The sequence below is a fragment of the Gemmatimonadota bacterium genome (assembly GCA_009692115.1).
GTDB lineage: Bacteria > Gemmatimonadota > Gemmatimonadetes > Gemmatimonadales > GWC2-71-9 > SHZU01.
Genome location: SHZU01000005.1, coordinates 46,452 through 69,082, shown reverse-complemented (window position 1 = coordinate 69,082; position 22,631 = coordinate 46,452). Strand labels below are relative to the sequence as shown.

Here is a 22,631-nt window from a genome sequence, read left to right as displayed (position 1 = left end):
CATGAAACGTCGCCCCCGCTTCCTGAACGCGATAGCCCTGCTTCTGATCGGCACCGGGTGCTTGTCCGGTCGAGGGGTTCCACCGGGGACACCGGGGACCGCCACCGACCAGACGTTGACCGAGTTGTTCAGCTTGTCGACGGTTTTTCAGCGGCTCGGCCGCCTGGCGGGGACCGGCCCGATTCCGTTCGTCGGCAATGTGGCGCTGCTCGCCGGTCGAGGTGACTCGACCATGATGACGGTCGGACTGTCGTTCGAGAATCGAGCCATCTCGTTTCAGCGCGATCAGGGGACCTTTGCGGCCCGGTTCCGGGCGGACATTTCCCTGACCAGGACCGGCGCCCCGCCGATCACGGTCAGCAAGACGGAGGTCGTTCGGGTGGCCTCGTTTCAAGAAACCCAGCGGAACGAAGAAACGATCTTCTTTACTCAATCCTTTCTCCTGGCGCCGGGTAGCTACACGGTGGCGGTCGTGGTTCGTGACCCGGCATCGACGGCGGCCAGCCGGGTCGAGAAGGTGGTGGAGGTACCGGCCTTTCAGGCTGGTTCGATCTCAGCGCCGACCATGGTCTACGAGGTCCGGTCCCGGACATCCGTTACCGACTCGCTCCACGCCATTCTGAATTCCCGGGGCACGGTGTCGCATGGCGGCGGCGACACGTTGTTCATCTACGTGGAGGGATACCGGTTCTCCGGTCCCACGCAGATCCCGGTGACGGTTCGGGATGATCGTGACAGCGTGGTGTATCGCTCTGAAGTCCAATTTACCGGCGGCAAGAGCGTCGAGGGCCGGTTGGTCCGGTTCGGCTCGGACGCGCCGCCGCTTGGTGAGCTCAAGATCCAGTTTGGCGAGGGGCCCTCGGCTCGGAGCGTTCAGGCCTTGGTCTCCTTTGCGAAGGGCTGGGTCGTCACCAACTACGAAAACCTATTGACTCTGCTGCGATTCTTTCCGTACGAGCCCGGGTTGCTGGGTAACCTCAGGAGTGCCAAGCCGGCCGATCGGGCGAAGTTGTGGCGCCAGTTCTTTGCGGTGACCGACCCGATTCCCGAGACCAGCAACAACGAAGCGTTGGACCGGTACTTCACCCGGATCGCCTTTGCCAATGAACGATTTCGGGATGAGGGCGGGGAAGGGTGGCGGACTGATCGTGGCGAGGTCTTCGTGACCCTGGGCGAGCCCGACCAAGTGTTGGAGAACCCGCCGTCTAGTGATCGACGGATCATCCGATGGTACTACAACGAATACCGGGCGGTGATCGATTTCGAGGGAACGCTTGGCTTTTCCCGGATGCGGTTGACGCCGAACTCTCGCTCGGAGTTCGCTCGGGCGCGGTCGCTGGTGGTACGCGACGCCCGAAACCGATAGTCGTGTTGTCGAAACAATTGCGGGGCGATCGGGGAATTCCCGGTCGCCCCTTCGTTTTTTCAGCTTACCTTTCTGTCTATGTCAGCTTCTGAGATCCCCAGGCTGTTCCTGATCGACGGCCACGCCCTGATCTACCGGTCCTTCTTCGCCATGATCAGCCGGCCGCTGCGAACCTCCCGCGGAGAGAACACGTCGGCGGCCTGGGGTGTCGTCAATTTTCTACTCCGTCTCCAGTCGAAATACCGCCCGGAGTACCTGATCTGGGTTCTCGATAAGGGAGATTCGTTCCGATCGGCGATGTATCCCGAGTACAAATCGACGCGGCAAAAACTGGACGCGGAACTTCAACAGGACTTCGACCTGGCGTTGGAGCAAACCCGCGAAATCCTCAAGGCCTTTGGGGTGCCGGTCGTAGCGATCGACGGATACGAAGCCGACGATGTCATCGGGACCCTGGCCAGCCGAGAGGCTGATCGAGGCGTGCAGGTCGTCATCGTGTCGGGCGACAAGGATTTCTACCAGTTGATCGGGCCCCGGATTGCTCTCCTCAACCCGGGCCGGGGGGGGCCGGCTGGGGTCGAAGAACATTGGGTTGACGAATCCAACGCTTCGGAGCGGTTGGGGGTCGAGCCCTCCAAGGTGATCGACTACCTGGCCCTGGTGGGTGATGCGTCCGACAACGTACCGGGGGTGCATGGGGTCGGGGAGAAGACGGCGGTGCTGTTGCTGGCTGAGTTCGGGGATCTCGATACCATCCTGACCAAAGCCGGCGAGGTGAAGGCCAAACGGGCCCGTGAAGCCCTCCTGTCCGAGGCTGACCAAGCCCGGCTATCCCGACAGTTGGTGACGATCAGGAAGGACGTACCAGTCGGAATTGAACTCCGCGAGGCGGTGCGCCAGGAGCCGGATCCCTTGGCTCTTCGCACGGTCCTGACTCGCCTGGAGTTCCACTCACTGGTCACCCGGCTTGGCTTGGCCGCTCACCGTGAGCCGGCGGAGGGATTGGCGGCTCAGGCCGGGGCCGACGTCGTGCCGGCTGCAGCTCCGGCCGCCGAGGTGAAGGTCGTGGACGATCCTCTGGCCCTGGCGGACATGCTGACGGACCTTCGAACCGCCCCGTTGCTGGCCCTGGACGTCAGAACGAGTGCCGGCGAACCTCATGACGCCAAGTTGGTCGGACTCGGTCTGGCGGCGAGCCTGAGTCGAGCCTGGTACCTCCCGTTTGGGCATCGACCGGCTGACGGCGAGCTGGCGGCGCCGGTTGACGTCCAGAACCTGCCGGCGCTCAGCGACTCGGCCTGTGTCGATTTGGTTGCGTTGCTTCAGGATCCTCAGGTGGCCAAGGGTGGACACGATATCAAACGGGGCTGGCAGGTGCTGCGAAACCACGGGGTCGAGTTGGCGGGGGTGGCATTCGATTCGATGGTGGCGAGTTTCGTTTTGGACCCGGGTCGCCGGTCCCATGGACTCGATACCCTCAGCGGCGATCTGCTCGGCCGGGTGATACCAACGCTTCCCGATCTTGGGCGCAAAGGTAAAGTGCCGGTTCCGTTCAGCGAGGTGGCGGTGGCGGTCGCGGCAGGATTGGCCGCGGTGGATTGTACAACGATATTGGCGCTGGAGGCGTACTTCACGCCGCGGTTGGCGGAAACCTCTCTTCAGCCGTTGCTTCGTGACATCGAGATGCCATTGGTGCGGGTCCTGGCGGACATGGAATGGGTCGGTATCCGAATCGACACACCGGTATTCGAACGACTCTCGCGTGAACTGACGGAGGATCTGAAGCGGCTCGAAGCCGCCATCGCCAAAGAGGCCGGCGGCTCGGTGAATCTCAACAGCCCGAAGCAGTTGGCGGTGTTTTTGTTTGAAAAGCTTCGGTTGCCGAGCCTGAAGAAGACCAAGACCGGCCCCTCGACTGATGCCGATGTCCTCGAGCAGTTGGCCGACATGGGCCATGTCGTGCCGCGGCTGTTACTGGAGTACCGGGAGCTTCAGAAACTCAAGTCCACGTATGTGGATGTGCTTCCGAACCGAGTCAATCAACGAACTGGCCGAATCCATGCCAGCTTCAACCAAACCGGTGCCGCCACGGGCCGGCTTTCCTCCTCGGAACCCAACCTCCAGAATATCCCGATACGGTCGCCGAGGGGCGAAGCGATTCGCCTCGGGTTCATTCCCACGGCCGGGTGGCGCTTCGTGGTGGCGGATTACTCGCAGATCGAACTCAGACTGATGGCCCATTTGTCAGGCGATCCGGCGTTCGTCGAGGCGTTCAACGCCGGCGAGGATATTCACCGCCAGACCGCCGCCCTCATTTTTGGGGCCGATCGGACCGCCGTCACCCCGGAGATGCGAAGTCAAGCGAAGACGATCAATTTTGGTACGATCTACGGCCAGGGGCCTTTTGCGTTATCGAAGCAACTTGGGATTTCCCTCGAGAGCGCCAAGACGTTCATTGCGGACTACTTCCAGCGATTTGCCGGGGTGCGGGCCTATCTCGATCGCCAAATCGAGGTGGCCCGGGCCCAAGGGTATGTCGAGACCCTGTTCAATCGCCGCCGGTACATTCCGGAGATCAAGGACAAGAACTTCAATACCCGCGCCTTCGGCGAACGGCTCAGCCAGAATTCACCCCTTCAGGGCTCGGCGGCGGACCTGATCAAGATCGCGATGATCCGACTGTCTGAGGCGCTCCGTCAAGGGTCGTTCGAGGCGAGGATCTTGGTGCAGGTTCATGACGAGTTAGTGCTCGAGGTCCCCGAGGCCGAGATCGAACGGGTCGTGCCAATGGTCCGAGATTGTATGGTGGGCGTCGCCGAACTCAAGGTGCCGCTGGTTGTCGATGTTGGGGTTGGATCGAACTGGCTGGAGGCCAAACACTAAGGCTAGTGGAGTCGTTCCGGTGGCTGGCGCCGGCCGCCGGGCCACCAGTTCCAGCGTCCCATGAGGTGCATGAAGGCCGGAACCAGGACCATGCGGATGACGGTGGCGTCGAGCAGCACCGCGACCGCCAATCCAAAACCCAGGAACTGCATGATCAGCACCTGGGCAAAGGCGAACGCCCCGAAGACGAAGATCATGATCAGGGCCGCTGAACTGATGACCGATGCGGTCGCGCTCAACCCCTCCATCGTCGCTTCGGTATTCTTCCCGGTCCGGTCGAATGCTTCTTTGATTCGGCTGAGCAGGAAGACCTCGTAGTCCATGCTGAGTCCAAACACCACGGCAAAAACGAACACCGGAACCAGCACGAAGATGGCTTCCGTCGGGCCGGTCAGTCGCAGAAACTGACCGCCGATCCCGAATTGAAACACCAAGACCAAGATGCCGAAGGTCGCACTGACGGAGAGTGAGTTCATCAAGACGGCTTTGACCGGAACGAGTACCGATCGAAAGGCGATGGCCAGCATCAAGCCCGTCGCGCCAAGGACCAGCGCAACCAAGCCCGGAAACCGGCGCAGCATCTCGGCCTGGAGATCGACGCTCGCCGCAACGTAGCCCCCGACGAACACTCGGCTGTCCCGGAGCTGACGGATGCTCTGACTGGAAGCAAGCCCCCGAATCCGGGCCACGACGGACATGGCCGAGGTCAGGGACGTGGTATCGCCGAGAATGACATCGACGAGCGCAAGTTGGCCGTCGCGGCTCAAATAGGCATCCAGAAAATCGCCGTGGCGGGCGCGGGCGGAATCGAGGTCGGCATAGAGGAGCGAGTAAGCGAGGATCGAGGTCCCGGGCTCGAGGTCGACAATACTGCGAACCTCGACGACCCGGGGATCGGCCCTCATTGAGTCCGAAAGGGCTCGGAGGCCACGGAGCTTGACCGCCTGAGTGGCCGATTGTCCTGACGGCACTTCGACGACGATGCGGAGCGGGGTGATGTACCCTGACACGCCCATCCGCGAGAGGGCCTCGACTCCGGCGCCGGCTTCGGTCTGGCTGGGCCACCAGTCGCGGGCCGGGAGGCCGATTCGAATCCAGAAGACCGGTAGAGTGAGTACCCCGATAATCGATCCCCCAACCAGCAGAGCCCTGACGGGGTGGCGGGCAAGGGAACGGGCCCACTTTTCCCAAATCTGCGGGGCGTGATACCAAGTGAGGCGTCGAGCCAACCAGCGGGGTTCGTCGATCGAGCGGCCCAGGGCCGCCAGAAGCGCCGGAAGCAGGGTGATGCAGAGCAAAACGGCTACTCCAACGACAATCAAGCCGCCGATCCCGACGCTTCTGGTCTCGACCATCGGCGTCAGCAGGAGGGCGCCAAACCCGACCACGACGGTCAACCCTGAGTTGACGACAGCGATGCCCGCGGTCATCAAGGTTCGCTCCGCCGCCTCGCGTCGCCGGTATCCGCGGGCCAGTTCCTCGCGAAAGCGGGTTACCATCAGCAGGGAATAGTCGATCCCGACGCCCAGTCCGATCATCGTCGTGAGATTCAGGACGAAGACCGACATCGGCATTGTGGTGGCCAGGACGCCGACGATCGAGAGCGACACGGCAATGGCAAGGACCCCGATGCCGAGCGGCAGCAAGGCGGCGACCAACGCTCCAAACGCCAAAACCAGGATGACCAGGGTGATCGGGAGGAGTCGAAGTTCGAATCGCTTCCCGTCCTCGGCGCTCACGGTCCGGACGTCGAGGTCAAGGGCGGCTCGGCCGGTCACGTGCATCTTGTACGATGGCCGGTTGGGTACTTGGGCCAATACCTGGTTGAGCTTGGCCCGTATGTCGGGGATCTTGGCTCCAACGCTGTCGGCCCGAAGGCGGAGGGAGACCAAGAAGAAAGTCGCCCTCCCGTCGTTGGAGACGAACAACGTATCGCTCCGGGTCAGATACGAGACGACGTTTTGGACGTAGGCCAGCCGGGCGGCCGTCTTGGTCAGCGTATCGAGGACCGCTCGCCCCGGTCCCTCGGCGAACGACGTAGGACCCTCGACGGCCACCGCCAGAAACTCACCGAAGGGCCGAGCGAATCGGGTAGACAGCAGCCGATCGGCGGTTCGGGCTTCAGTCATTTCATCGGCTCCGCCTTGAAGCGCGAGGCGGTTCGGCGTCTTCGGGGCCTGGATGAAGGCGATGAGCCCGACGATCGCCCAGACGGCGATAACGATCCAACGCCATCGCACCATTGCTTTGGCGAAGCTCGCGATGATCAACGGGGTCTCCAGCGCACGGAGGGGGGATCGTTTCGTTGGATGAAAGGCTGCAAACGCTGGCAATGTAAAGGGTTCCGATGGGCCAAGCCAGGAACCGAGCAGCCAAAAATGAACCGGGCTCCCATTTTGCAGCCTCCCAGACCGTGGCGAGAATCTTCTTGTGGTTGACGGTCGGCTTGGGGGTGCTGCTGATCTACGGCCGGTGGGCCGAGCGGCCCATCCCGACCGTGACGATTTCGGTGGCCGAGCCCAAGCCCGCTGCGCCGGTTCCGGCGCTTCCTCCGGTCACCGCTTTGGCCGCCGGTGGTTCGGTCAACGAATCCCGTCCGGAGCATCGGACCCCGCTGATCGCTCAGCTCGCCAGGATCGAAGTCCGTCGCCGCCTCGCGCTAGCCGGCCCCACGGTGTATCTCGACTCCTTGCTCGTCGGCCCGGACTCGGCGATGGGGCGAAGGTACCGTGCCCAGGGTGTTGATCGGAAGGCCGCCAAACGCCGATCCGGTGGTGGAGGCCGTGGGCGAGGCGCTCCGGATGTGGGAAGACCTGTGGCTCGGGCCTGAGGAAACCCGGTCGGTCGCGCTTCCCGAGTTCGGACACGCATTGGGTCTGCCTCATTCGGGCCGGCCAAGCGATATCATGTTTCCTACTGTGTCGGTACTCCGGTTGTCCGATCGAGACCGTTCGTCAGCCCAGCTACCCTATGCGATTCCACCGGGTGCCCTTCGCGAGCCAAGACCCCCATGACCTTGGGGTGGATTGTTCTGCTGCGTCGCCGGCACCATCGTTCGCTGCTTGTCGCCACCGCTTTACCAAGACGGGGCAGATCGATACCTTGAGGGTATGGTGACTCCTGAGATCGTTCGCAAAGCGCTTCGGCAAGTCAAAGACCCCGAATTGGGTCTCAATATCGTGGACATCGGGCTGGTCTATGACATCGAGGTCTCCGAACAGGGAGACGCCCACGTCAAGATGACCCTGACCTCGCCGGGATGCCCGTCGGGGGCGGAAATCATGGAGGACGCCCGGCTGGTTGTCGAGCAGGTCGAGGGGGTGAACAGCGCTGCGATCGAACTCGTCTGGGAGCCCTACTGGACCCCGGAGCGGATGGACCCTCGCGTCCGGGCCTTCCTGGGCTAGGCCTTCGCGCTAACCAGCGCGATCACTTCCTTTCCGAACTCGCCGACCTGCCATCGCCGGATTCCCGGGACCAACAGGAGTTCCTCGGGGCTCGTCGGGACCGCCCGGGCCACTCCATCGAGGGTCGCGTTCGGTGCCAGCAGGCCCGGGGGCAGGTTGATTCGGGTGGCCAACGCCGCTCGCCATGTCTTCAGCCGCTCAACTCGGACATCGAACGCCGGGTCCGGCCGGTAGCGCGGATGGCGCGGAAACGCTGGGAGATCGGCGTCCGGTACGGTCAATCCCCGCTCGATCGCTTCCAGGATCTCCGGCCCGCGTCGGGCCGCGTTATCCGGCCCAATTCCCCGGATCCGTTCCAACCCTTTGAGATCGCGAGGCGGTTCGCCGGCCAGGGCAATCAACACCTCGTTGCCGAGGACGCGAAACAGGGCCCGGTCGAGCCGCTCAGCGACGCCATCCCGCCAGACGTGGAGTTCCCGGAGCACAGCGAGGCCTCGGGGATTGAGGTCACGGGCTCCCTTGATCTTAAGGAAGGTCTGCTCCGGCGGTTCCTGGGTGGGCCACTCCACGGCGGTCAGCAATCGGCACTCTTCCTCGACCCAAGCGAGCCGACCGATCGCGTCCAACTCGCCGAGAAAGGCAATCCGGAGGTCGGGGAGGTAGTGGGTATCCGTGGCCGCATAGGTGAGCATGTCCGGTGTCAACGGCCGGGCTGACCAATCGGCCCGCTGGAATCGTTTGTCGGTTCGAATCCCGAACCGGCTCTCCAAGATCGCCCCAAGGCCGATGCCGGGCAGGTTGAGGAATTGGGCGGCGACCCGGGTGTCGAACAAATCACGGATCCGAAGACCTGCTTCGCGATACATCAGCCGCAGGTCGTAGTCGGCGTCGTGAAAGATGAACTGGGTGCCGCCATGGTCGAACCAGGGACGCAGCGGCTCGAGGCCGCCGGTTCCGACTGGGTCAACGATGACGGTCTGCTCAGGTGTCGATAACTGGAGGAGGTAGACCCGATCCCGGAATCGATGGAAACTGGCGGCCTCGGTATCCATCCCGACGACCGCTTCGCGCTGCCAGCCAGTCACTAAGGCTTCAAAGGCCGGCCGGTCGGCGATCAAAAGGGGGTCTGGGGCGGTTCTGGAGGACATCGGAGGACTCCGGCAAGCAGCTTGCAGTCAGGGGGTCAGGGTAAAGTAGCGACGAGGGCCACCCCTGGCGTAGTTTTGATGGCCTGGTCCAATTCAAAAAGAAGCGAGTCGGATTGACGCGAATCCCGGAAGCCGACGTCGAGTTCACGATCCACCCCGACGACTGCGACGCGGCGGGGACCGTGAGCCATGGGGCATTCCTCAAATTGTTTGAACGGGCCCGCTGGGAACAACTGGAGCGGGGCCCCGGGGTCGATGTGTTTACCCGCGACGCGCTCTGGCCGGCGGTTCGACGGAGCGTCCTCGACTTTCACGCCCCGGTCCGGGTCGGTGCGTCGCTCCGGTTCCAGCAGGTGCTGACTCATTGGGGCCGGACCAGTTTTACGATCCGGCAAACGGCCCGTCGAATCACCGATGACACGGCGTTGGCCACGGCCGAGTTCCTCTTCGTGTGTGTGGATCAGTACGGGCAACCGCAACCGGTTCCCGACGCGGTTGGCCGGTTCTACAGCGCCCGGCCCAGTGCCGACCCGATCGACCGAATCACGGTCAACGGCGTCAGCCTGGCGGTGGAGACGCGCGGCTCCGGGTTGCCGATCGTGTTCCTCCATGGTTTTCCCCTCGACCGGACTATTTGGCGCCACCAGCTCGACACTCTGAGCGGATACCGGCGGATTGCCTATGACTTTCGAGGCATGGGCCGATCGGATGCCCCCGATCTGGGCTATTCGATGGCGATGTACGCCGATGATTTGGCCGCGCTGCTGGATGCCCTTGGCGAGGATCGGGTCGTGTTATGCGGACTTTCCATGGGTGGCTACGTGGCGTTCGAGTTTCTCCGGCGGCATCGAAGCCGGGTGCGGGGTCTCGTGCTGATGGATACCCGGGCTGAGGCAGACAGCGCGGAGGGCCGGAAGGCGAGGGATGGATTGGTGGCGAAAGTCAGGGATTTGGGGGCGATCGCCGCCGCTGAGGCGATGTTGCCGCGGTTCTTCACCACCACGGTGCCGGCCGACATCATCGAGTCGGTGCGCGAGATGATTCTCCGAGCCCCGGTTCCTGGCATCATTGGGGCCCTCACGGCGATGCGGGAGCGGTTGGACAGCTCCCCGTTGTTGTCAGGACTAGTCGGGATTCCGACCCTCGTCGTGGTGGGTCAAGAGGACATCATCACGCCGCCCGGCGTGTCGGAACAGATGGCCGCAATCATTCCCGAGTCCCGCCTTGTCGAGATTCCTGGATCGGGACACCTGCCGTGCATCGAGCAGCCGGTGCCTACCACCCGGGCAATTCTCAAGTTCTTGCAGAGTCTGCGATGAAACCATCCGGCGGGCTTGAGCGTCTTGATCGGTAGGCGGTCTCGAACACGAGTAATCTTCCCGTGTCACCGCCACGCCGCAGTACGGATGTCCATTCCTGTGCCCCGGGTCGGGTGATACCGATCCCGGGGCAGGCGTCGCTGGGGAAACGCCGACCGGCCGTTACTGCTTGGGCCGGCCGGGTGGCGTCGGGGAGGTGAATACCTCTTTGTTTTTCGCGATCGAGGGGGCCATGTTCTCGGGCACCTCTTCCTCGGGGAAGATCGCGCTGACCGGACATTCGGGCTCGCAGGCACCGCAGTCAATGCACTCGTCCGGGTGGATGAAGAGCTGGTCTTCTCCCTCGTAGATGCAATCAACCGGGCAAACGTCGACGCAGGCCCGATCCTTCACTCCGATACACGCTTCTGTGATGATGTACGTCATCCGACTGCTCCAATTTCAGTTCGTCTTAGCCCAAGTGCAGGCGGAGGAATGCCACGGTTCGCTCCCAAGCTAATCGGGCCGCCTCAGGGTGGTAGACTTGGGGTCGGGTGTCGTTGAAGAAGGCGTGGTCGGCCTCGTAGTAATGGGGTGCGAATTGTCCCCCTGCTCGGTTGACTGCCTCGGCTAGGTCGGCGATGGCCGCGGCCGGGATGGAACCGTCTCGGGTGCCAAAATGACCGAGCACCGGGACCCGGAGGCGGGCTGGGTCGATCGGGACCTTGGGGTGAATCCCGTAGAAGTCGACCACGCACCCGATTCGGTCTGGGTATGCCATTCCCGCGTAGAGCGCGAGTTGGCCCCCCATGCAGAACCCCAGTGCGCCGACCTTGCCGGACAGGCTCTTTGAGCAGGCGAGCAGGTAATCGGCTCCGCCGCGGAGGTCGGCTCCTGCTCGGTCGATGTTGAGCGCCATAAAGAGCTTCGCCGCCGCATCAGGACTCTGAGTGGTTTCACCGTCGTAGAAATCGGGCGCCAAGGCAACATATCCAGCGGCGGCGAACCGATCGGCCACTGCGGTGATGTGGTCGACTAAGCCCCACCACTCCGGGATGACGAGGATCCCGGGGCCGATTCCAGACGCCGGCTTGGCCAAGTAGCCGGTGGTTGAGTGGCCGTTGGCCGGATATCTGACGATCTCGCCCATTGTGGCTCGCTGTCGGCGGGGAGAGCCAATATAACAATCGGGCGGTTCAGATATGGGCCGTCAATTGCTCATGGCGTGGTTCGGGCTCTCCAGAGCGATCGCGGGAGGTGTACCAACGGTTCCATTCCTCTCTTAGGCAGAATGAGTCCATTCCGTGCGCCCGATCCACGGCCAGAACCCCGTCCAAGTGGTCGATTTCGTGCTGGAGGAGCTCAGCCCGATCGCCCTCGAGATCGACCTCGTGAAATTCGCCCTTGAGGTCTTGGTAACGGACCCGAACCCGATACGCTCGGTGGACCCGGATCAGCAAATTCGGGAAAGAAAAACAGTCATCCCAGACCGAAAAGTCTTCGGTGCCGATGTCGACGATCTCGGGGTTGATCAGAGGCCACGGGCGGTCCATTTCGAGGTAGATGATCCGGACCGGAGCGCCGATTTGGGGCGCAGCAATGCCGCGGCCGGTTCCGAAGCGGGACTGCCAATCCCGGAGGGTATCCCGAAGGTCGTCCACGATCATTCGGACGGCCGCGGAGCCGGGCTGGGTAATTGGCTCACATCGGGCCCGAAGGACCGGGTCTCCAAGGAGTCGAATTCGATGGATAGTCATGTCACCTAATCTCGGAGGTCGGCTGTTTCTGGCAAGATGTCTCATAGTAGTACTATAAACAACCACGCGCTGGGCGCAGGAGGTCATGCTGCCGCCGCACCCTGGCCTGACAGGCCCCGTTTGACAATTCCGACCTTTTTACTTAGGATTTCGAATTCGAGACGAATCTTCTGGGTGGAGAGTAGCCGTGAGCGAGTCGGTCGAGACCTTGATCAACCGGGAATATCAGTGGGGGTTCGTGACGGACATCGAGTCCGAATCGCTCCCGCCGGGTCTCAACGAGGACGTCATCCGTCTGATTTCGGCCAAGAAGAACGAGCCTGCCTTTTTGCTGGAATGGCGGCTCAAGGCCTATCGGAGTTGGCTCAAGATGTCGGAGCCGCATTGGCCGAACGTCACGTATCCTCCGATCGATTATCAGCGGATTGTCTACTACTCGGCTCCCAAGACCACCAAGCCGCTCGGCAGCCTCGACGACGTTGATCCGAAGCTGTTGGAGACCTACACGAAGCTTGGGATTCCACTCACCGAACAAAAGATCCTTTCCGGCGTCGCGGTCGATGCCGTGTTCGACAGCGTGTCGGTCGGCACCAGCTACAAGAAGCAGCTCGGCGAGATGGGAATCATCTTTTGCTCGTTCTCCGAGGCGGTGCGCGAGCACCCTGACCTGGTTCGGAAGTACCTCGGGTCAGTGGTGCCGACGAGCGACAATTTCTTCGCGGCCCTCAATTCGGCGGTCTTCACCGACGGGTCCTTCGTGTACATCCCGAAGGGAGTCCGTTGCCCGATGGACCTCTCGACCTACTTCCGGATCAACGCGGCCAACACCGGACAGTTCGAGCGGACCCTGATCATCGCGGACGAAGGGGCCTACGTCAGCTATCTCGAGGGATGCACCGCTCCCAAACGGGACGAGAACCAGCTCCATGCGGCTGTGGTAGAACTGGTGGCACTCGAGGGGGCCACGATCAAGTACTCAACGGTTCAGAACTGGTATGCCGGGGACGAAGACGGCAAGGGCGGGATCTACAACTTCGTGACGAAACGAGGGAAGTGTGCGGGCGACCGCAGCAAGATCTCCTGGACGCAGGTCGAAACCGGTTCTGCGATTACCTGGAAGTACCCATCGGTGATCCTGCAAGGCGATCATTCGATCGGGGAGTTCTACTCGGTGGCGGTGGTCAACGGGCGGCAGCAGGCCGATACCGGAACCAAGATGATCCACATTGGGCGGAACACCAAGAGCACGGTTGTGTCGAAAGGCATCTCGGCGGGACGGGGCCAGAATAGTTATCGCGGGTTGGTGAAAATGATGCCGCGGTCGGACGGGGCTCGCAACTACACCCAGTGTGACTCGATGTTGATCGGGAATCGCTGTGGCGCCCACACGTTTCCGTATATCGACGTCCAGAATCGGACCGCCGCGGTTGAACACGAGGCCTCGACATCGAAGATCGGCGAAGATCAGATGTTCTACCTGAGGCAGCGAGGGCTCAACACGGAGAACGCAATTTCCATCATCGTCAACGGGTTCTGCAAAGAGGTCTTCCGCGAGCTCCCAATGGAGTTTGCGGTCGAGGCTCAGAAGCTGTTGGGGATCAGTCTCGAAGGCAGCGTCGGATAGGAGCAGTGCAGTGGCACCTCTACTCGAAATCAAGAATCTCCGGGCCGGTGTGGCCGACAAGGAGATCCTCAAAGGAATCAATCTCGTCGTCAACGCCGGCGAGGTTCACGCGATCATGGGTCCGAATGGCTCCGGGAAGAGCACGCTCGCCCAGGTCGTTGCGGGCCACCCGGCCTACGAGGTCACTGGCGGGCAAATCCTGTTCGGCGGAATCGATCTCAGCGAACTGGAGCCCGAAGAGCGGGCTCAAGCCGGCGTGTTCTTGGCATTCCAGTATCCGGTGGAAATTCCGGGTGTGACCAATGCCTATTTCCTCCGAGCTGCCTACAATGCGCTTCGGAAGTCTCGGGGGTTGGAGGAAATGGACCCGATCGACTTCATCGACCTCCTCGAGGAGAAGCTCAAGCTGGTCGAGTGGGGCGCGGAGATCATGCAGCGGGCCGTCAACGCGGGTTTCTCTGGCGGTGAGAAGAAACGGAACGAGATTCTCCAAATGGCCGTGCTCGAGCCCAAACTCGCCTTGCTGGATGAGACGGACTCGGGGCTCGACATCGACGCCCTTCGGATCGTGGCCAACGGGGTGAACGCACTCAAGCGTCCCGATAATGCGTATGTGGTCGTGACTCATTATCAGCGGCTCCTCAACCATATCGTCCCGGATTTCGTTCATGTTTTGGCGGACGGACAGATCATCAAGTCGGGCGGCAAATCGTTGGCCTTGGAACTCGAGGCCAAGGGCTATGAGTGGCTCACCGGGGTAGCCGAGGCCGTGACGTGATCGAGAGTTACGTTCGGCAGTTCGAGGCTGCCGCGGCCAACGGTGGAGCCAAGGCGCCGGATTGGTTGAAGGGGATTCGCCAAGGCGCAATCGACGGCTTCCGCCAGTCGGGCTTTCCGTCGACGAAGGACGAAGAGTGGCGTTTCACCTCCGTCGCTCCGATCGCCCGGGGTGGCTTTGTCGCGCCGGCCAAGCCCGGGGCGCTGTCATTGGCCGACCTGGCGCCGTTTCTCTTCGACCACGCCGAGTGGCCCCGGTTGGTCTTCGTCGATGGCCGGTTCGACTCGTCGTTATCCAACGCGGCGACCGAGCCGGGACTGACTGTGACGACGATTTCCGAGGCTCTGGCCGCCGAGCCGCAGTTCATGGAGCAGCACTTCGGCCGGCATGTCCGACCGGATGAGACGCCGTTCACGTCGCTCAACACGGCCTTGGCGCGGGACGGAGTGGTGGTTCGGACCAGTCCCGGCGCCGAGGTCCTGGTACCGGTCCACATCGTGTTCGTCTGCTCCGCGGCGGCTGACGGGATCGTGACGCATCCGCGAGTCTTGGTCGTGGCCGGCGAGCGGTCGCGTTTGCAGATGGTTGAGAGCTATGTCTCGCTCTCGGATCGGACCCGCTATTGGACTAACGCAGTGGCCGAGGTGTCGATGGGGGCCGGATCCTGGGTCGAACATGGCCGGATTCAGCGCGAGAGCGAAGCTGGGTACCACATTGGGTTTACTCACGTCGACCAGGCGCGCGACAGTCACTATCGTTCGTTCTCGCTGGCCATGGGTGGGGCGCTCGCTCGGCACAACCTTCACACCAGGCTCGGCGCACCGAATACCGAGGCCCTGCTGTACGGTTTGTATATTGGCCGGGGCGATCAGCTCATCGATACCCATACGACGATCTACCACGACGAGCCCAATTGTCGGAGTTGGGAGGTCTACAAGGGCGTTCTCGATGACCGGGCGCACGGGGTTTTCAACGGCAAGATTTTCGTGACGCCGGAAGCTCAAAAGACCGATGCCAAGCAGACCAACCGGACCTTACTCCTTTCTGACTCAGCCAGGGTCGATACCAAGCCGCAGCTCGAAATCTTTGCCGATGATGTGAGGTGCACCCACGGTGCCACCGTCGGGAATCTCGATCCGATGTCGGCGTTCTATTGCCAAAGCCGGGGCATCCCCGCCGATGTCGCGCGGCGATTGCTGACCCATGCGTTCGCCGCCGAGGTCCTGAACGAAGTGACCTCCGAACCGATCCGGTCCGCGCTCAATCACGTAGTGTACGAGCGGCTCGGAGTCGCTCGGTAGCCGTGATGCCGGATGCGGTGGTAACCGGGGCGGCCCCTGCGGCAACCGGCGCTCGGTGGGATCCGCTGGCCGTCCGGGGTGATTTTCCGATGCTGGCTCGGTCGGTCAGAGGGCATCCGATTGCCTATCTCGACAACGCTGCGACGGCTCTCAAACCGGACGCGGTGGTCGACGCGTTACTAGTGTATTACCGGGAGATGACCGCCAACGTTGCCCGAGGCGTGCATTCGACCAGCCAAGACGCTACGGAGCGCTATGAGTCGGTGCGGGCGCTGGCCGCTCGGTTCATGGGTGCCGCCGGTGCGCATGAAATCGTATTCACCGCCGGGACCACGGCCAGCATCAACCTCGTGGCGCAGAGCTATGGCCGGTCGGTGCTGCGGGCCGGCGACGAAATCTTTGTCACCGAGATGGAACACCACTCGAATCTGGTGCCGTGGCAGTTGGTGGCCGAGCAAACGGGGGCCCGGATTCGGGCGATTCCCTGTACCGATCGGGGCGAGTTGGATCTGGACTGGTTCGAGCGGGAGCGGTCGGATCGCACCAAGATCGTCGCCATCTGCCACGTGTCTAATGTGCTTGGGACGGTCGTGCCCGTGGCCAGGGTGGCGGCGCTGGCGCACGAGATGGGGGCGATTTGTGTGGTGGATGGGGCCCAAGGGGCGCCCCATCTCGAAATCGACGTGCAGGCGCTTGGTTGTGATTTTTACGCCTATTCGGTTCACAAACTGTTCGGACCGACCGGCTTGGGGGTCCTCCATGGGCAGAGCCGGATCTTGGAGCGGATGCCGCCCTGGCAGGGCGGCGGGGGAATGATCGCACACGTCGAAATTTCGCGATCGACGTACGCCCCGCCTCCGGCCCGATTTGAGGCGGGGACTCCGCCGATCGGCGAGGTGTTTGGCCTCGGGGCGGTCATCGAGTATCTGGCCACGTGGGATCGGGAATCAGCCCGGCGTTACGAAGACGGATTAGTGGCGCAGGCCGTGGAACGGCTGGAGGGGCTCGATGGGGTCCGCGTTCATGGTCAGGCAACGCCGAAGGTAGGGGTGGTGAGTTTTTCGGTGGATGGCGTCCACCCGCACGACGTGGGGACGGCGCTCGACGCCCATGGCGTGGCGGTCCGGGCGGGGCACCATTGCGCCCAGCCGCTGATGGCCAAGCTCGGGGTAACCTCCACGGTTCGGGCCTCCTTTGCGCCCTACAACACCGCCGCTGAGGTGGATGCGCTCGTGGCCGGTGTCGCGGCGGCCCAAAAGGTCTTCGGGCGGTGAGCGACCTCGATGAGTTGTATCAGTCCCTGATTCTCGACCACAACAAGTCGCCGAGGAATTTTCGGCAACCGACGGCAGTTTCCGGCCACGCCGAAGGTTGCAACCCGCTCTGCGGTGATGTCTTCAATGTGTGGGTCGAGGTTCAGGGCGGGGTGGTGACGGACGTCTCGTTTCTGGGCCAGGGTTGTGCGATTTCAAAGGCATCGGCGTCGATGATGACCACGACGGTCAAGGGGAAGCCCTTGGCCGAGGTCCGGGCGCTGTTTGATCGATTTCATCAGGTGGTTACCGGGAAGGTGTCGATAACCGGCGATGACAAGAAAGAAGCCCGAAAGGCCTTGGGCTGTTTGAGTGCGTTTGCGGGGGTGTCCGCGTTTCCGATTCGGGTGAAGTGTGCCACACTCGCGTGGCACGCCATGATGAAGGCCGTCGAGGACGGAACAGGGGGAAGACCAGATGCCGTATGAGGAACGTTTGGTGGGGCCGATGCGGGCGGAATTGACCGGATTGGGCGTGAAGGAACTTCGGACGGTCGCCGAGGTTGACCAGGTCCTTGGTGATCCTGCCGGGACTCAACTGGTATTCGTGAATTCGGTGTGCGGGTGCGCCGCCGGCTCGGCTCGGCCGGGGCTGGCGCGCGCGCTGCAGGGTCCGGTGACACCGGCCAGTGTGTTCACCGTGTTTGCCGGCCAGGATTTGGAGGCCACGGCCCGGGCGAGGAGTTACTTCGCTGACTATCAGCCGAGTTCGCCGTCCGTCGCATTGTTGAAGGACGGTGCGGTGGTGTATTTCCTCCACCGCTATCAGATCGAGGGGCGGGGTCCCGAGGCGATCGCCGCGGAGCTGAATGCGGCGTTTTCCGCTCATTGTGTAGCCTAGCCGGCCATGAGCGGCCATGTGTTTCATCCGGGGCACGAGGAGCTGCACGGGATAACGGTGGTGTTGGATGATGAGGCGGGCAGGACCTACGTCGGGCGTTACCACGAGGCCACGCCCCGGGGTGTGGTATTGCATGACGTGGCGGTCCGAGAGACGAGTGCCGAAGCGTTGGACCGGATCACCTGGCTCAAGCGGCAGCTGAGGTTCGGGGTCCAGGTGATGCACCGCACTCTCCTAATCCCTAAGGCGGCGGCGGTTGGGCCGGTCATTCGACTGACGGACTTGGTTTTGTAGTAGTATCTAATACGACGGCGACATGTAAAGCATCATTGAAACCGGCAAGTACGATCCGAGCCTGCCGCTGGCTTTTTCGATGGCGCGGTTGTTCAGCTGCGCCATTGAGTCGATCTTCGATCCGGACGGTTTGATATGAAGCCGGAGGGTTCCGAGATGGCCGGTGCGGGGACTGGCAGCGGCAAACAGTAGGAGCGGCTGGCACACTCAACTCAAGGTACGGACCAGATGGCGGAGACGGTAATTGCCGTCAACGGAGTAACCAAGCGGTTCTCGGGACATACGGCGGTGAAGAATCTGTCGATGACAGTGGCGCGAGGTGGGATCTTCGGTTTGCTGGGCCCGAACGGCGCGGGCAAGAGCACCACGATTCGGATGATCATGAACATCTTCATGCCCGACGAGGGTCAAGTGGCCGTGCTGGGATCGACCGCCGGGAGCCGCGGCCTTTCGTCCCGGATCGGGTATCTCCCTGAGGAGCGCGGATTGTACCCGAAAATGAAGGTGATTGATCAGATCATCTTCTTGGCGGAGACCAAGGGGATCCCGCGGGCGGTTGCCCGGAAACGGGCAGTGGAGTGGTTGGCGCGCCTCGATTTGAGTGATTGGACGGCCAAGAAAGTTCAAGATCTTTCGAAGGGGATGCAGCAGAAGATCCAGTTCATCGGGGCGCTTCTTCACGAGCCGGAGTTGGTCATCCTCGACGAGCCGTTCAGCGGCCTCGACCCGGTCAACAGCAAGACGATGCGGGAGATCGTGGTGGACATTGCCCGGCAGGGCCGGACCGTGTTGTTCTCCACGCATATCATGGAGCACGCGGAAAAAATGTGCGATCACATCGTGATCATCGCTCATGGGGAGAAGCGAGTGGATGGGACGTTGGCAGAGATCAAACGGGAGTTCGGAGGGCAGCACGTGGCTTTGACGTACACCAGGAATGCGGAACGGGCCGCGCGGGTGTTGGCGGACCGGACCCTGGTGTCGAAGGTATCGGATTTTGGGGCCACGGCCGAAGTGGCGTTGGCCGCCAACGAGTCGGGTGACCGGCTGCTCGAGGCGTTGGTTCGGGAAGGGGTGGGGCTTTCCCGATTCCAGGTCATGGAGGCGTCGCTGCAATCGATTTTCGAGGCGCGAGTCGGGGTCGACGGGGCCCGTCCGTTTGCCATCCGAGAGGAGTCGTAATCCGATGAACAAAATATTTGCGGTAATTCGTCGCGAATTTGTGGAGCGGGTTCGCACCAAAGCGTTCGTAATCGGCACGCTGCTTGGCCCAGTCTTCTTTGTCGGGATGGCCGTGGTGCCGGCACTCTTGCTCAGTCGCGAGACGACCGGCCGGAAGGTGGTGGTCATCGATGCGGGTACCGGCGAGTTCGGCGCCAAGGTCACGACGGCCTTGGCCGCGGCCAAGAAGGGGTCGGGGGCGGACGCGGAGGCCAAGTTTGTCCTCACGTTGGTGGTGGCCGGGACCCGAGCGGAGGAGGTTCGGGATTCTTTGGTCCGGATGACGGGCCTCTCGAACCGCGCGGAGGGGTCGATCGATGGGATCGTGATGGTATCCGAGAGCGGGATCGCCAAGGGCCAGGCAAGCTATCTCGGCGTGAATGTCGGGAGTCCTCGCGATATGGAGGATCTCCGGGGGATCCTGAACCCGGTGATGATGACGGAGCGACTCCAGCGGGCCGGCGTGGACCCGGTCGTGGCTCTCGGTGCGGTGGTGCCGCTCAGCTTGGAAACCCGGAAGGTGTCGGAGGGCAAGCTTACCAATGAGAGCGGGGGGGCGACCTTCGCGTTGGCGTACGCGATGGGGCTCATTCTCTACATCTCGTTGCTGCTCTACGGCACCCAGGTGATGTCGTCGGTGATCGAGGAGAAATCGAACCGGATCATGGAAATCCTGGTGTCGAGTTTGACGCCGTTTCAGTTGTTGCTCGGCAAGGTGGTCGGGGTGGGTCTGGTCAGTATGCTTCAGATCGGGGTGTGGACGACGGCGGCAAAGCTGCTACGGGACTTTCAGCCGCAGATCATGAAGGCCTTTGGGGTGTCGGCGGCAGCCGGCGGCGGGATGCCGTTCATGTTGCCGTCGATGCCCACCGACCTGTTGGTGATTTTCTTGATCTACTTTGCGCTCGGGTTCTTACTGTACTCGGCGGCCTACGCGGCCATCGGCTCGATGTGCACGACGATCCAAGAGACCCAACAGGCGCAAATGCCGGTGATGTTGTTCATCATCATGGGCCTGATGAGTATGTTCGCGTTGTTGAACGAGCCGAACGGCACCTTGGCGCGGGTTCTCAGTTTGATTCCCCCGCTCGCTCCGTTCGTTGTACCGGTCCGGCATTCGATCGCCCCGATTCCGATCGGGGAGTTGCTGCTGTCGATTGCCTCGACGGTGGCTGGCCTGCTGCTGATCGTATGGATGGCCGCCCGGATCTACCGGGTGGGGATCTTGTCGTACGGCAAGAAGGCCTCCGCCAAGGACTTGTGGCGCTGGGTTCGAGCCAGCTGAAATCGGTGGGGGCAGGTGGTGGTCGTCTGGGGCGGGGGAATGATCTCCTCCGCCCTTCTGTTTTTCGGGCCGGCGGGTAGTTTCCCGGCCTATGGAGTTCGATGTCGTGGTTGTCGGGGGTGGCCATGCCGGGGCGGAGGCGGCGGCCGTGGCGTCCAGAATGGGCGCCCGGACGTTGTTGCTGACCCAGAATCTCGAGACGATCGGCCAAATGTCCTGCAATCCGGCGATTGGTGGGATTGCCAAGGGGACCGTGGTTCGGGAGGTGGATGCGCTGGGGGGAATCATGGGTCGGGCGACGGACCGGGCCCGGATCCAGTTCCGGATGCTCAATCGGTCCAAGGGGCCGGCGGTTTGGTCGCCGCGGGCCCAGTGTGACCGGGGGCTCTATCGGCGGGCAGTGCGGCTGGAACTCGAGCGGATGCCTAACGTTCGGTTTTCGCAGGGGACGGTCTCCCGGTTCCTGATTGAGTCGGGTCGGGTGGTTGGGGTTGAGACGATGGATCGCCGTCGGCATCGGTGTCGGTCGGTGGTCTTGACGGCCGGGACCTTCCTCAGAGGCCAGATCCACATCGGGTTGGATACCCGGGTTCCAGCCGGGCGGGCCGGGGAGCCACCGGCGGTTGCTATCGCGCAAGACGTTGAGGCTCTTGGGGTTACGATAGAACGCTTCAAAACTGGAACCCCGCCGAGAATCGATGGGCGGACGGTTGACCTGGAGCGCCTTGCCCGGCAGGATGGGGATCAGGCCGGCTATTGGTTCTCGAGCTTCGTTCGGCATGAGCATCCGTCCCAGCTCCCCTGTTACTTGACCCACACCGGCGAGCGGCTTCGGGACATCATTACGGAGCACCTCAAGGAATCGGCGTTATACGGGGGGGCGATCAGTGGCCGCGGGCCGCGGTATTGTCCGTCGATCGAGGACAAGATCGTTCGGTTTCCCGATGCCGCTCGTCACCAGGTATTTCTGGAACCCGAGGGGCTCGACACCGCCGAGATGTACGTCAACGGGCTTTCGACGTCGCTGCCCCCCTCGGTTCAAGTCGAGTACCTCCGGTCAGTGCCGGGGTTGGAGCGGGTGGAAATGACCCGACCCGGTTACGCGATCGAATATGACTACTTCCCGCCGACCCAGTTAGACCGGACCCTCCGGCTCAAGGCGATTGAGGGGCTCTACTTTGCGGGCCAGGTCAACGGAACCACCGGCTATGAAGAGGCAGCCGGCCAGGGGGTCGTGGCCGGACTCAACGCTGCGGCGTCTGCTCTCGGTCGCGACCCCATCGTGTTTGGGCGCCAGGACGGTTTTATCGGGGTTCTGGTCGATGACCTGGTGACCAAGGGGGTCGATGAGCCCTACCGGTTGTTTACGTCCAGGTCCGAGTTTCGGCTGATGCTCCGGCAGGATAACGCTCTCAGGCGTTTGTTCAGGATCGGTGACTCGGCCGGCCTGTATAGCGAGGACGAACGACGGGTTGCCCTGAGTCGGTTCGAAGCTGAACAAGCGGCATTGGATCGGGCGAACAGCCGGTCGATCCATCCTGACCAGGCGAATCCAGTCCTTGACCTCGCGGGCCTCTCCCTGATCACCGAGCCGGTGCGGATCGCGGAACTCGCCAAACGGCCGGGGGTACCCCTTGCCACCCTTTTGGAGGCGGCCGGACTCGGTGCCGGCGAGGCGTCGGAGTGGGCCGACGTCGAGATCAAGTACTCCGGGTACTTGAGCCGGGAGCAGCTGATGGCGAAGAAACTCGAAGAGATGGAGAGCTTTGAGATTTCGGAGTTTTCGTCGTACATGTCATTGAAGTCCGTTTCCTTCGAGGCCCGCGAGAAGCTGACCGCTCGGCAACCAACCACGCTAGGTCAGGCGTCAAGGATCCCAGGTATTTCTCCTAGCGACCTCCAGTCCCTTGTGATGGAGATCGCCAAGAGGCGTCGGTAAGCCGCCGCTCGTTTCACGTGAAACACCTTCGCACCAACTCCCGGCCATCGGCAAAACCATTCGAGTGCAAGGGCACCAACCTCAACAAGCTGTTTCACGTGAAACATCGGATTGCGGATTGATCAATAGGTAGTAGGTTTATCAGGACGACAGGTCTCGGTTACAAAACCCGGTAGT

The 22,631-nt window shown here is 62.4% G+C and carries 21 protein-coding genes; 16 read left to right on the top strand and 5 right to left on the bottom strand.

The genetic code is table 11. The features are described 5' to 3' along the window. The first annotated feature begins 1 nt into the window (after position 1). Together EXR94_07460 and polA are read left to right on the top strand one after the other, a co-directional pair. Positions 2-1,366 (top strand): GWxTD domain-containing protein, encoded by a 1,365-nt coding sequence (locus EXR94_07460; GenBank protein ID MSR02562.1) that lies wholly within the window; start codon positions 2-4, stop codon positions 1,364-1,366. A 78-nt stretch (positions 1,367-1,444) separates the two neighbouring features. Continuing rightward, the gene (gene polA / locus EXR94_07455; GenBank protein MSR02561.1) at positions 1,445-4,249 is read left to right on the top strand and encodes a DNA polymerase I; all 2,805 of its coding nucleotides are present in this window, start codon (positions 1,445-1,447) and stop codon (positions 4,247-4,249) included. Between the two features lie 2 nt (positions 4,250-4,251). Here the strand turns inward: polA and EXR94_07450 are convergent, their stop codons facing one another. After that, positions 4,252-6,519, bottom strand: coding sequence for an MMPL family transporter (locus tag EXR94_07450; protein MSR02560.1), 2,268 nt, complete (start codon positions 6,517-6,519; stop codon positions 4,252-4,254). Positions 6,520-6,662: 143 nt separating this feature from the next. Here EXR94_07450 and EXR94_07445 point away from each other — a divergent pair, with 143 nt between their 5' ends. The 3 genes from EXR94_07445 (at position 6,663) to EXR94_07435 (ending at position 7,656) form a co-directional block, all read left to right on the top strand. Beyond that, entirely contained in the window at positions 6,663-7,079 is a 417-nt protein-coding gene (locus EXR94_07445; protein ID MSR02559.1) for a hypothetical protein, read from the top strand. Then, the gene (locus EXR94_07440; GenBank protein ID MSR02558.1) at positions 7,051-7,263 is read left to right on the top strand and encodes a matrixin family metalloprotease; all 213 of its coding nucleotides are present in this window, start codon (positions 7,051-7,053) and stop codon (positions 7,261-7,263) included. Before EXR94_07445 ends, EXR94_07440 begins: the two co-directional genes overlap by 29 nt. Positions 7,264-7,359: 96 nt before the next feature. Beyond that, positions 7,360-7,656, top strand: a complete 297-nt coding sequence (locus EXR94_07435; GenBank protein MSR02557.1) for a metal-sulfur cluster assembly factor — start codon at positions 7,360-7,362, stop codon at positions 7,654-7,656. Here the strand turns inward: EXR94_07435 and EXR94_07430 are convergent. Next, entirely contained in the window at positions 7,653-8,804 is a 1,152-nt protein-coding gene (locus EXR94_07430) for a ribonuclease D (protein MSR02556.1), read from the bottom strand. The two genes, EXR94_07435 and EXR94_07430, sit on opposite strands and share 4 nt — an antisense overlap. A 113-nt stretch (positions 8,805-8,917) precedes the next feature. Here EXR94_07430 and EXR94_07425 point away from each other — a divergent pair, with 113 nt between their 5' ends. Then, entirely contained in the window at positions 8,918-10,123 is a 1,206-nt protein-coding gene (locus EXR94_07425) for an alpha/beta fold hydrolase (protein ID MSR02555.1), read from the top strand. 162 nt (positions 10,124-10,285) lie between these two features. Here the strand turns inward: EXR94_07425 and EXR94_07420 are convergent, their stop codons facing one another. From EXR94_07420 to EXR94_07410, 3 genes are read right to left on the bottom strand one after another with little or no spacing between them, the layout of a single operon-like run. Continuing rightward, the gene (locus EXR94_07420) at positions 10,286-10,549 is read right to left on the bottom strand and encodes a ferredoxin family protein (protein ID MSR02554.1); all 264 of its coding nucleotides are present in this window, start codon (positions 10,547-10,549) and stop codon (positions 10,286-10,288) included. 25 nt (positions 10,550-10,574) lie between these two features. Next, entirely contained in the window at positions 10,575-11,252 is a 678-nt protein-coding gene (locus EXR94_07415) for a dienelactone hydrolase family protein (GenBank protein ID MSR02553.1), read from the bottom strand. Positions 11,253-11,298: 46 nt separating this feature from the next. Continuing rightward, a complete protein-coding gene (locus EXR94_07410) occupies positions 11,299-11,859 on the bottom strand; it encodes a peptide deformylase (GenBank protein ID MSR02552.1) in 561 nt (186 codons plus the stop codon). Between the two features lie 187 nt (positions 11,860-12,046). Here EXR94_07410 and sufB point away from each other — a divergent pair, with 187 nt between their 5' ends. From sufB to mnmG, 10 genes are all read left to right on the top strand, one after another. After that, positions 12,047-13,483, top strand: coding sequence for a Fe-S cluster assembly protein SufB (sufB, locus tag EXR94_07405; protein ID MSR02551.1), 1,437 nt, complete (start codon positions 12,047-12,049; stop codon positions 13,481-13,483). After that, entirely contained in the window at positions 13,428-14,261 is an 834-nt protein-coding gene (gene sufC / locus EXR94_07400; GenBank protein ID MSR02550.1) for a Fe-S cluster assembly ATPase SufC, read from the top strand. The genes sufB and sufC overlap by 56 nt, the downstream gene beginning before the upstream one ends. Then, positions 14,258-15,562: a Fe-S cluster assembly protein SufD gene (gene sufD, locus EXR94_07395; GenBank protein ID MSR02549.1), complete on the top strand. Its 1,305-nt coding sequence runs from the start codon at positions 14,258-14,260 to the stop codon at positions 15,560-15,562. Before sufC ends, sufD begins: the two co-directional genes overlap by 4 nt. 5 nt (positions 15,563-15,567) lie before the next feature. Beyond that, a complete protein-coding gene (sufS, locus tag EXR94_07390; GenBank protein ID MSR02548.1) occupies positions 15,568-16,836 on the top strand; it encodes a SufS family cysteine desulfurase in 1,269 nt (422 codons plus the stop codon). Further along, positions 16,833-17,303 carry an SUF system NifU family Fe-S cluster assembly protein gene (locus tag EXR94_07385; protein MSR02547.1) on the top strand — a complete coding sequence of 157 codons (471 nt, stop codon included), beginning with the start codon at positions 16,833-16,835 and terminating at the stop codon, positions 17,301-17,303. Before sufS ends, EXR94_07385 begins: the two co-directional genes overlap by 4 nt. Beyond that, complete coding sequence (locus tag EXR94_07380) at positions 17,293-17,715, top strand: BrxA/BrxB family bacilliredoxin (protein MSR02546.1); 423 nt, start codon at positions 17,293-17,295, stop codon at positions 17,713-17,715. The genes EXR94_07385 and EXR94_07380 overlap by 11 nt, the downstream gene beginning before the upstream one ends. Positions 17,716-17,721: 6 nt before the next feature. Beyond that, positions 17,722-18,009: a hypothetical protein gene (locus EXR94_07375; GenBank protein MSR02545.1), complete on the top strand. Its 288-nt coding sequence runs from the start codon at positions 17,722-17,724 to the stop codon at positions 18,007-18,009. 228 nt (positions 18,010-18,237) lie between these two features. Further along, positions 18,238-19,191 (top strand): ATP-binding cassette domain-containing protein, encoded by a 954-nt coding sequence (locus EXR94_07370; protein ID MSR02544.1) that lies wholly within the window; start codon positions 18,238-18,240, stop codon positions 19,189-19,191. Between the two features lie 4 nt (positions 19,192-19,195). Next, positions 19,196-20,515 carry an ABC transporter permease gene (locus EXR94_07365; GenBank protein MSR02543.1) on the top strand — a complete coding sequence of 440 codons (1,320 nt, stop codon included), beginning with the start codon at positions 19,196-19,198 and terminating at the stop codon, positions 20,513-20,515. A 91-nt stretch (positions 20,516-20,606) separates the two neighbouring features. Further along, the gene (gene mnmG / locus EXR94_07360; GenBank protein MSR02542.1) at positions 20,607-22,454 is read left to right on the top strand and encodes a tRNA uridine-5-carboxymethylaminomethyl(34) synthesis enzyme MnmG; all 1,848 of its coding nucleotides are present in this window, start codon (positions 20,607-20,609) and stop codon (positions 22,452-22,454) included. Positions 22,455-22,631 lie beyond the last annotated feature (177 nt).

Bases quoted from the DNA above. Each gene is read 5' to 3' on its own strand.
- EXR94_07410 (MSR02552.1), bottom strand. From the start codon at position 11,859: ATGACTATCCATCGAATTCGACTCCTTGGAGACCCGGTCCTTCGGGCC.
- EXR94_07440 (MSR02558.1), top strand. From the start codon at position 7,051: ATGTGGGAAGACCTGTGGCTCGGGCCTGAGGAAACCCGGTCGGTCGCG.
- EXR94_07415 (MSR02553.1), bottom strand. From the start codon at position 11,252: ATGGGCGAGATCGTCAGATATCCGGCCAACGGCCACTCAACCACCGGC.
- EXR94_07430 (MSR02556.1), bottom strand. From the start codon at position 8,804: ATGTCCTCCAGAACCGCCCCAGACCCCCTTTTGATCGCCGACCGGCCG.
- EXR94_07460 (MSR02562.1), top strand. From the start codon at position 2: ATGAAACGTCGCCCCCGCTTCCTGAACGCGATAGCCCTGCTTCTGATC.
- EXR94_07365 (MSR02543.1), top strand. From the start codon at position 19,196: ATGAACAAAATATTTGCGGTAATTCGTCGCGAATTTGTGGAGCGGGTT.
- polA (MSR02561.1), top strand. From the start codon at position 1,445: ATGTCAGCTTCTGAGATCCCCAGGCTGTTCCTGATCGACGGCCACGCC.
- EXR94_07380 (MSR02546.1), top strand. From the start codon at position 17,293: ATGCCGTATGAGGAACGTTTGGTGGGGCCGATGCGGGCGGAATTGACC.
- mnmG (MSR02542.1), top strand. From the start codon at position 20,607: ATGGAGTTCGATGTCGTGGTTGTCGGGGGTGGCCATGCCGGGGCGGAG.
- sufS (MSR02548.1), top strand. From the start codon at position 15,568: ATGCCGGATGCGGTGGTAACCGGGGCGGCCCCTGCGGCAACCGGCGCT.
- EXR94_07375 (MSR02545.1), top strand. From the start codon at position 17,722: ATGAGCGGCCATGTGTTTCATCCGGGGCACGAGGAGCTGCACGGGATA.
- EXR94_07420 (MSR02554.1), bottom strand. From the start codon at position 10,549: ATGACGTACATCATCACAGAAGCGTGTATCGGAGTGAAGGATCGGGCC.
- EXR94_07435 (MSR02557.1), top strand. From the start codon at position 7,360: ATGGTGACTCCTGAGATCGTTCGCAAAGCGCTTCGGCAAGTCAAAGAC.
- EXR94_07370 (MSR02544.1), top strand. From the start codon at position 18,238: ATGGCGGAGACGGTAATTGCCGTCAACGGAGTAACCAAGCGGTTCTCG.